8 protein-coding genes are annotated in these 6,864 nt (G+C 42.4%); all 8 read left to right on the top strand.

The window, feature by feature from the left end:
• Positions 1 to 305 precede the first annotated feature (305 nt).
• Positions 306 to 527 carry a hypothetical protein gene (locus tag QZY09_RS19885; protein WP_295675265.1) on the top strand — a complete coding sequence of 74 codons (222 nt, stop codon included), beginning with the start codon at positions 306 to 308 and terminating at the stop codon, positions 525 to 527.
• Positions 528 to 613: 86 nt separating this feature from the next.
• The gene (locus QZY09_RS19880; protein WP_295675263.1) at positions 614 to 778 is read left to right on the top strand and encodes a hypothetical protein; all 165 of its coding nucleotides are present in this window, start codon (positions 614 to 616) and stop codon (positions 776 to 778) included.
• A gap of 39 nt (positions 779 to 817) precedes the next feature.
• Positions 818 to 1,744, top strand: a complete 927-nt coding sequence (locus tag QZY09_RS19875; protein WP_295675262.1) for an outer membrane protein assembly factor BamD — start codon at positions 818 to 820, stop codon at positions 1,742 to 1,744.
• Between the two features lie 13 nt (positions 1,745 to 1,757).
• A complete protein-coding gene (locus QZY09_RS19870) occupies positions 1,758 to 2,096 on the top strand; it encodes a DNA-directed RNA polymerase subunit omega (RefSeq protein ID WP_295675260.1) in 339 nt (112 codons plus the stop codon).
• A gap of 123 nt (positions 2,097 to 2,219) precedes the next feature.
• Complete coding sequence (gene coaBC / locus QZY09_RS19865) at positions 2,220 to 3,422, top strand: bifunctional phosphopantothenoylcysteine decarboxylase/phosphopantothenate--cysteine ligase CoaBC (RefSeq protein WP_295675259.1); 1,203 nt, start codon at positions 2,220 to 2,222, stop codon at positions 3,420 to 3,422.
• The gene (locus tag QZY09_RS19860) at positions 3,419 to 4,315 is read left to right on the top strand and encodes a DUF4835 family protein (RefSeq protein WP_295675257.1); all 897 of its coding nucleotides are present in this window, start codon (positions 3,419 to 3,421) and stop codon (positions 4,313 to 4,315) included. The genes coaBC and QZY09_RS19860 overlap by 4 nt, the downstream gene beginning before the upstream one ends.
• A 277-nt stretch (positions 4,316 to 4,592) precedes the next feature.
• Positions 4,593 to 4,967, top strand: a complete 375-nt coding sequence (locus QZY09_RS19855) for a BlaI/MecI/CopY family transcriptional regulator (RefSeq protein ID WP_295675255.1) — start codon at positions 4,593 to 4,595, stop codon at positions 4,965 to 4,967.
• Positions 4,968 to 5,113: 146 nt separating this feature from the next.
• Positions 5,114 to 6,864 (top strand): M56 family metallopeptidase (locus QZY09_RS19850; protein ID WP_295675253.1); only part of this gene is annotated, 1,751 nt, incomplete at its 3' end.

Raw genomic sequence — 6,864 nt, 5'->3', positions numbered from 1 at the left:
GACCCTTTCTTTTGGGACTGCAAAGGTATCAACCTTTTTCTGTTTCGCAAACTTTATTTTTTTTTATTTTCTAAAGCTTACTTTTCCTCCTTTTTTCCCGCTCCTTCTCCTCTTTTCTTTCCTCGTTTGCGGGCTGCAAAGGTAAGCACAGTTTTCAATTTAGCAAATAGTTTGTAAGAAAAACTGCATGTGTATTGTTAACACTTTGCAAATCAGCAGGAAAAAGTTTAGTTCATGGTTGATCGCTCATGGTTTATAGCTGAAACAGGCAGCCAGGAACAGGTATTCAGGATTTATCATTAAATATGCTTATACGTCAAATCAAAGAATCCGGCATGGAAACTTTAAATGAAAGCAGCAGCATTATAGCGTTAATGAGGCATGTTGCTTTAAATAAACTAACCGGCATCGTTTGCATCGGGCATTTGCCGGCCCGGTCTGCCGGTACCAGGGGAACTGTTCTGCCTGAAAACCGACTTAACGTAAAAGATTGCGCCGATGTAGTGTATATATACTATATAAATTAAACAGTTTTAATTGAAACTATTCGTCCCCCTTATATATACTATATAAACTAAACAGTTTTAATTAAAACCACTCAGCCCCTCAAACTATGAACCATGAACCACTCACCTATTCGTTAAAAGATGTTAAATCATCCCTATATATATACTACGGGCAAAACAAGCGTCCTATATTAGCCGAAGAAAAAGGGAACCGCTTCAAAAGCAGCAATGGGTTTGAGCCCATTCGCTATGGAAAAGGCCGAAGAAAATAATTAATTGACTGATTTATATTATTCACGTATCTTTGCAAAATGTTTAAAAAACAACTAGGGTTATTAGCCTGTGTTTTCACTATTTTAATTATTGCGCTGGGCAGTTGTAAAAGCAAATATGAAAAATTGCGTACCGGTAACGATAATGCCAAAAAGTATTCGGAGGCGATTAAGTTATATAACAAAAAGGAGTATTCAAAAGCTTTAGGTTTGTTTGATCCCCTGGTAACACGTTACCGCGGACAGGAACAGGCGGAAGATTTGTATTATTACTATGCGTATACTAATTATAAGTTGAAGGACTATACTTCGGCCAGGTATCATTTTAAAACATTTGCGGATACCTATCCATCAAGCCCCAGGGCTGAGGAGTGCCGCTTTATGTCGGCCTATTGTTATTACCTTGATTCGCCGATCTTTTCGCTCGATCAGGATAACACCAATAAAGCTATTGAATCGCTGCAGTATTTTATCAACCTATACCCTAAAAGCGACCGTGTACCGGAAGCCAGCAAGCTGATACAAAACCTTAGGGATAAACTTGAACAGAAATCATACGCTAATTCAAAGTTGTATTTAACTATAGGCGACTGGCAGGCTGCTGTTATTGCATTTGGTAATACCCTGCGCGATTACCCTGATACCAAATATGCTGAAGAGCTTGATTTTTTAACCATAAGGGCACAGTACCAATATGCCGACCATAGTCGCGAAGACCACCAGGTTGACCGTTTTAACCAGGATATTGCCTATGCACAGCAATTTATTGAAAAATACCCCAACAGTAAATATTTAAAAGACGCTAAGGACTACTTAAAAGAAAGTACCCTGGCTATTGAAAAAACCAAACGTGTTTTGGCTGAAGCAGCTTTTAACCCGAGGTTAGCCAATAAAATAGCCAGAAAAGATACAGTAAAAAGTCAGCCACCATCTGAAAAAAACAATGGTGACCAAAAAATCCCATAAAACATAATTGATTATGAACACAGTTAACAATACTACCAAGCCAGCCGTTGCCAACAGCACGGTAACCCGCGACTTGCGCGAACTGGATGTAAAAACCAACAACATTTACGAATCGTTGGTGATTATGTCAAAAAGGGCTAACCAGATATCAAATAACGTAAAGGAAGAATTGCACCAGAAGCTTTCGGAATTTGCATCATCGAATGATAACCTGGAAGAAGTTTTTGAAAACCGCGAACAGATTGAGATCTCAAAATATTACGAAAAACTTCCAAAACCATCTTTGGTAGCTATCCAGGAATTTTTAGAAGACAAGATCCATTACAGGAATCCGGCTAAAGAACAACAATAGTTCCCCAGTATCTGCCGGTTGGCGGAGACCTAAAAGCTTAAATAATAAAGAAAAACTCCCTCAAGGGAGTTTTTTTGTTAATTTTAAATAATTATTCTTCCCCCGTTAGGGGTCAGGGGCCTTATGCTACAGGATAAAAACATTGTTTTAGGCGTTTGCGGCAGTATTGCAGCTTATAAAGCGGCTACCTTAATAAGGCTACTGGTAAAAGCCGGCGCTAATGTACAGGTAGTGATGACGCCGGACGCTACCAATTTCATCACCCCTTTAACCCTATCTACCCTTTCCAAAAAACCGGTATTGGTTGATTACTTTATCCCCGAAACCGGTGAATGGAACAACCATGTGGATTTAGGACTTTGGGCCGATCTGGTGATCATAGCCCCTGCAAGCGCGAATACCATGGCAAAAATGGCTGGCGGCTTATGCGATAATTTGTTGATGGCGGTATATCTTTCGGCCAAATGTGAGGTATATTTTGCGCCGGCCATGGACCTTGACATGTGGAAACACGATGCCACCCGCGAAAACATCGCTAAACTTCAATCCTTTGGGAATATACTGATCCCTCCGGGTGTGGGCGAACTGGCGAGCGGGCTTAACGGCGAAGGCCGCATGGCGGAACCCGAAGAAATAGCGGCATTCATTTCCTCATCACTTAAAAAAAAGCTTCCCTTAGCTGATCAAAAAATACTGGTTACTGCCGGCCCTACCTACGAAGCGATTGACCCGGTACGTTTTATCGGCAACCACTCTTCGGGCAAAATGGGCTTTGCCATTGCTGATCAGCTGGCGCGGCTTGGCGCTGATGTTACGCTGATTTCGGGGCCATCGGCCCAAAAAAGCAAACAGACCTCTGTAAAAAGAATTGATGTAACCTCGGCAGCCGAAATGCTGGAAGCCTGCCTGCTGCATTATAAAAATTCCGTAGCATGCATCATGAGCGCTGCCGTTGCTGACTATACCCCGGCACACCCGGTGCAGCAAAAAATAAAAAAAGCAGACAACTTACTTAATATCGAACTAAAACAAACCGTTGATATTTTAAGCACTTTGGGTGCGCAAAAGACCAAGCGGCAGGTACTGGTTGGCTTTGCACTGGAAACTAATGATGAAGAAAAAAATGCAATAAAAAAGCTGCAGATGAAAAACCTGGATTTTATTGTGCTAAATTCGCTGAATGACGCGGGGGCCGGTTTTAAAAAGGACACCAATAAGATAACGATCATCGACAAAACCTTACAAAAAACCACCTTCCCTGTTAAAAACAAAGATGAAGTTGCCCTGGATATCTGCCATAAAATTGTTGAGCTGATAAAACGATGAAAGTATTAAGCATTTATATTTTTCTTTTTTTGCTATGCGGTATCGCGTCGGCGCAGGACCTGAATGCCACCGTACAGGTTTTATCGCCTAAAGTTCAGTCAACCAATAAACGGATCCTGCAAACGCTTGAAACAGCGATGAAAGATTTTTTGAATGGCCGCAAATGGAGCCAGGATAATATTTTACCGCAGGAACGCATTGAATGCAACTTTATATTGAACGTTACCAACTGGGACGGCAACAGTAATTTTAGCGGCGAATTGCAGGTACTCTCGCTAAGGCCCGTTTTTAATTCGGGTTATACCTCCACTTTATTAAATACGCTTGACAAGGATATCTCATTTTCGTACACCGAAGGGCAAACCATGGATTTCAGCGACCAGAGTTACCTGGGAGAGTTGACCTCGATACTGGCTTTTTATGCTGATGTTATCGTCGGGTTGGATTATGACAGTTTTTCGAGGTTTGGCGGAACTCCTTATTTTGCTGCGGCCCAAACCGTTGTAGCCAATGCCCAGGGTTCAAGTGCAAAAGGCTGGAAAGCATTTGACGGGAATAAAAACCGGTATTGGCTGCAGGAAAACCTCAATAACAAACTTTACCAGCCGCTGCGCAGTTTTATGTATGATTACCATCGCAACGGGCTGGACCAGATGGCTGACAATGCCGGTAAAGGCCGCAAGGCTATTTTCGACCTGATGCCTACCCTTTCCCAGGTGGATATGCAGCGCGTTGGCGGTATGTTCCCGCTGGTGTTTTTTACAGCGAAGCGCGATGAGTTTGTCTCCATTTTTGCCAATGCTGATATGCAGCAAAAGGTGCAGGTGATCAATATTTTAACCCAGGTTGACCCTGCCAACGGTTTGAAGTACCAGGCGCTGCAGAAACAGTAATTTTAGGTGAAAGGATAAAGGTAAAAGGCGAAAGGTAAAAGGTTTTCGTCCGCTGTCAATTGGCTTTATCCTTCCTAAAATCACCTTTCGCCTTTTACCTTTTAGCTTTCACCTCTCCCCTGTAACATTCCCCTATTACTCCGCGTCTTTTAACTATAAAATCACGGTAATCGTTAAAATCTTTTAATCGTGTCAAAAAAATATTCAAATTAATTTGCATATACGAAAACTATCGTACATATTTGTACGAAGAAATTCGTATAACATAAAAAGGATAATGGAAATCAAACCAACAGAGAGTGAATTAGAGATCTTACAGGTGATCTGGAAGAAAGGCCAGTGCACCGTTCGCGATGTACATGAGGAATTGGCTAAAAATAAAGATGCCGGCTATACCACCACTTTAAAGTTGATGCAGATCATGCACGAAAAAGGCCTGGTTGAGCGCGATACCGCAGCAAAAACGCATTTATATAAAGCATTGATCACCCGCGAGCAGGCGCAGCAAACCGCGCTGGATAAAATTATATCTACGGTTTTTAAAGGCTCTACCTCCGACCTGGTGATCCAGGCCCTCGGCCACCACCGGGCATCAAAAGATGAGATAGACGCGATAAAGAGTTACATGGAGAAGTTTCGTGATAGTGATTAGAGGTTGGAGACTATAGATTAGTGTTTTGTTGTAAGGGTTGTAAAGGTTAAAGATTAAAAAAAAACAGACGGCAGCGTCTTTCGGACCTGCCTGCCGGCAGGCAGGCTTCCGGTCTTCCGGACTTTCGGACTAAACAAAAAAAGGCAATGGAAAACGTATTATATAACATCAGCCAGGTTTTAGGCACCACCATTATTCACTCCTTATGGCAGGGGATGCTGGTTTATTTTTTACTGCGGATGGTTCTTGCCGCTGCTCCGGCATTATCCGCAATAAAAAAATATAACCTGGCCATTGTGTCGCTGGCAATGGTTTCGCTGTTGTTTATTTATACTTTGCTGGTTGAGATCCACTCCTATAACTGGGTAAATGCAGGGCCGGTAAATTTTGCCCGGTTGCTGCCCTCTTTTAAACTGGCTTATTATACACCTGTTAAACCCTCTTTCTTTGCTTCACTGGCTATTTATATGCCCTATATAGCTGCCGCTTATTTTGCCGGGCTTTTGGTAAATATTTTTAAGTTGGGGTTTGAATGGAATAAGATCAGGCAGATCAAACGGTCGGTGATCCCGGCGGAGCAAATGCAGCAGTTTATTACTAAATTTTCAAAAAAACTCAACATCAATAAGCCCGTCCAGTTAAAATTCAGCCAACTGGTGGATGTTCCCTGCATGATGGGCTATTTTAAGCCGCTTATTCTTTTGCCGGTATCGATTGCCACCCATCTTTCTGCCTGCGAGATCGAAGCCATTTTAATACACGAATTGTCGCATATAAAAAGGAATGATTACCTGGTTAACATCGGGCAGCAGGTTATTACCATCATCCTTTTCTTCAATCCGTTTGCGCACCTGATCAACCGGGTCATCAACCAGGAACGGGAAAACAGTTGCGACGACCTGGTGATTGAAAAAACCCAAAAACCATTAATATATGCCAGGGCTTTGCTAAAGCTGGAAGAAACAAGGCTTGGCCGTTTACCCATCGCACTGGCCGCAACAGGCAAAAAGTATCATTTATTAAACAGAATTGAACGAATTATGAAAACCAATAAGCCGATAGGCAACATCCGACACCTTATGATCGCCCTGCTTTTGCTGGCAGGAAGTTTGGGCAGCCTTGCCTGGTTTAACCCTAAAACTGCCGCTGCTGCTACCCGCAGGCACGACGCACATCAGTTAATAGCAAAATCAAACTTTGTTATCGATACAACAAAACAACGAGCTATTGCAAATACTGACGCCAACAGGAATTTATTTGAAAGCGATACGATCAAACATCCCCGCAAAGATAAAACTACTGCTAAGGGCAAAAAAGAAGCAGCTATGGCAGACAGCGTTATGGAAGAAGCAGACAGTAATTTCTATTCGGGCACGGAATGGAGACAGCAAATGGAAATCTTCCGTAAACAGCGCGAGGAGATGAGGAAACAATTTAACAGCCCTGAGTGGAAAAGCCAGATGAAGGCCATCCGCAAGCAAAGTGAAGAAATAAAGAAGCAATTTGATAATCCTGCATGGAAAGCCCAATTGCTGGCGATGAAGAAACAGGGGGAAGAAATGCGGAGAAAATTCGACAGCCCAAAATGGAAAGCCGAAATGGACGCTTTTAAAAAGCAGGGTGAGGAGATGAAAAAACAATTTGATAGCCCTGAATGGAAGGCACAGATGGATGCGATGAATAAACAGGGTGATGAAATGAAAAAGCAATTTGACAGCCCTAAGTGGAGAGCCGAGATGGAGGCAATGAAAAATCAGGCTGAACAAATGAAAAAGCAATTTGACAGCCCTAAGTGGAGAGCCGAGATGGAGGCAATGAAAAATCAGGCTGAACAAATGAAAAAGCAATTTGACAGCCCTAAGTGGAAAGCCGAGATGGAGGCTATGAAAAAAGAGGG

The organism is uncultured Mucilaginibacter sp. (assembly GCF_903913935.1).
Classification (GTDB): domain Bacteria; phylum Bacteroidota; class Bacteroidia; order Sphingobacteriales; family Sphingobacteriaceae; genus Mucilaginibacter.
The sequence above is the reverse complement of the archived record's forward strand: the minus strand, read 5'-3'. Positions and strand labels throughout refer to the sequence as shown.

What these genes read in the sequence shown, in the direction of transcription:
- QZY09_RS19885 (WP_295675265.1), top strand. Translation starts at nt 306, where the DNA reads ATGCTTATACGTCAAATCAAAGAATCCGGCATGGAAACTTTAAATGAA.
- QZY09_RS19880 (WP_295675263.1), top strand. Translation starts at nt 614, where the DNA reads ATGAACCATGAACCACTCACCTATTCGTTAAAAGATGTTAAATCATCC.
- QZY09_RS19875 (WP_295675262.1), top strand. Translation starts at nt 818, where the DNA reads ATGTTTAAAAAACAACTAGGGTTATTAGCCTGTGTTTTCACTATTTTA.
- QZY09_RS19870 (WP_295675260.1), top strand. Translation starts at nt 1,758, where the DNA reads ATGAACACAGTTAACAATACTACCAAGCCAGCCGTTGCCAACAGCACG.
- coaBC (WP_295675259.1), top strand. Translation starts at nt 2,220, where the DNA reads ATGCTACAGGATAAAAACATTGTTTTAGGCGTTTGCGGCAGTATTGCA.
- QZY09_RS19860 (WP_295675257.1), top strand. Translation starts at nt 3,419, where the DNA reads ATGAAAGTATTAAGCATTTATATTTTTCTTTTTTTGCTATGCGGTATC.
- QZY09_RS19855 (WP_295675255.1), top strand. Translation starts at nt 4,593, where the DNA reads ATGGAAATCAAACCAACAGAGAGTGAATTAGAGATCTTACAGGTGATC.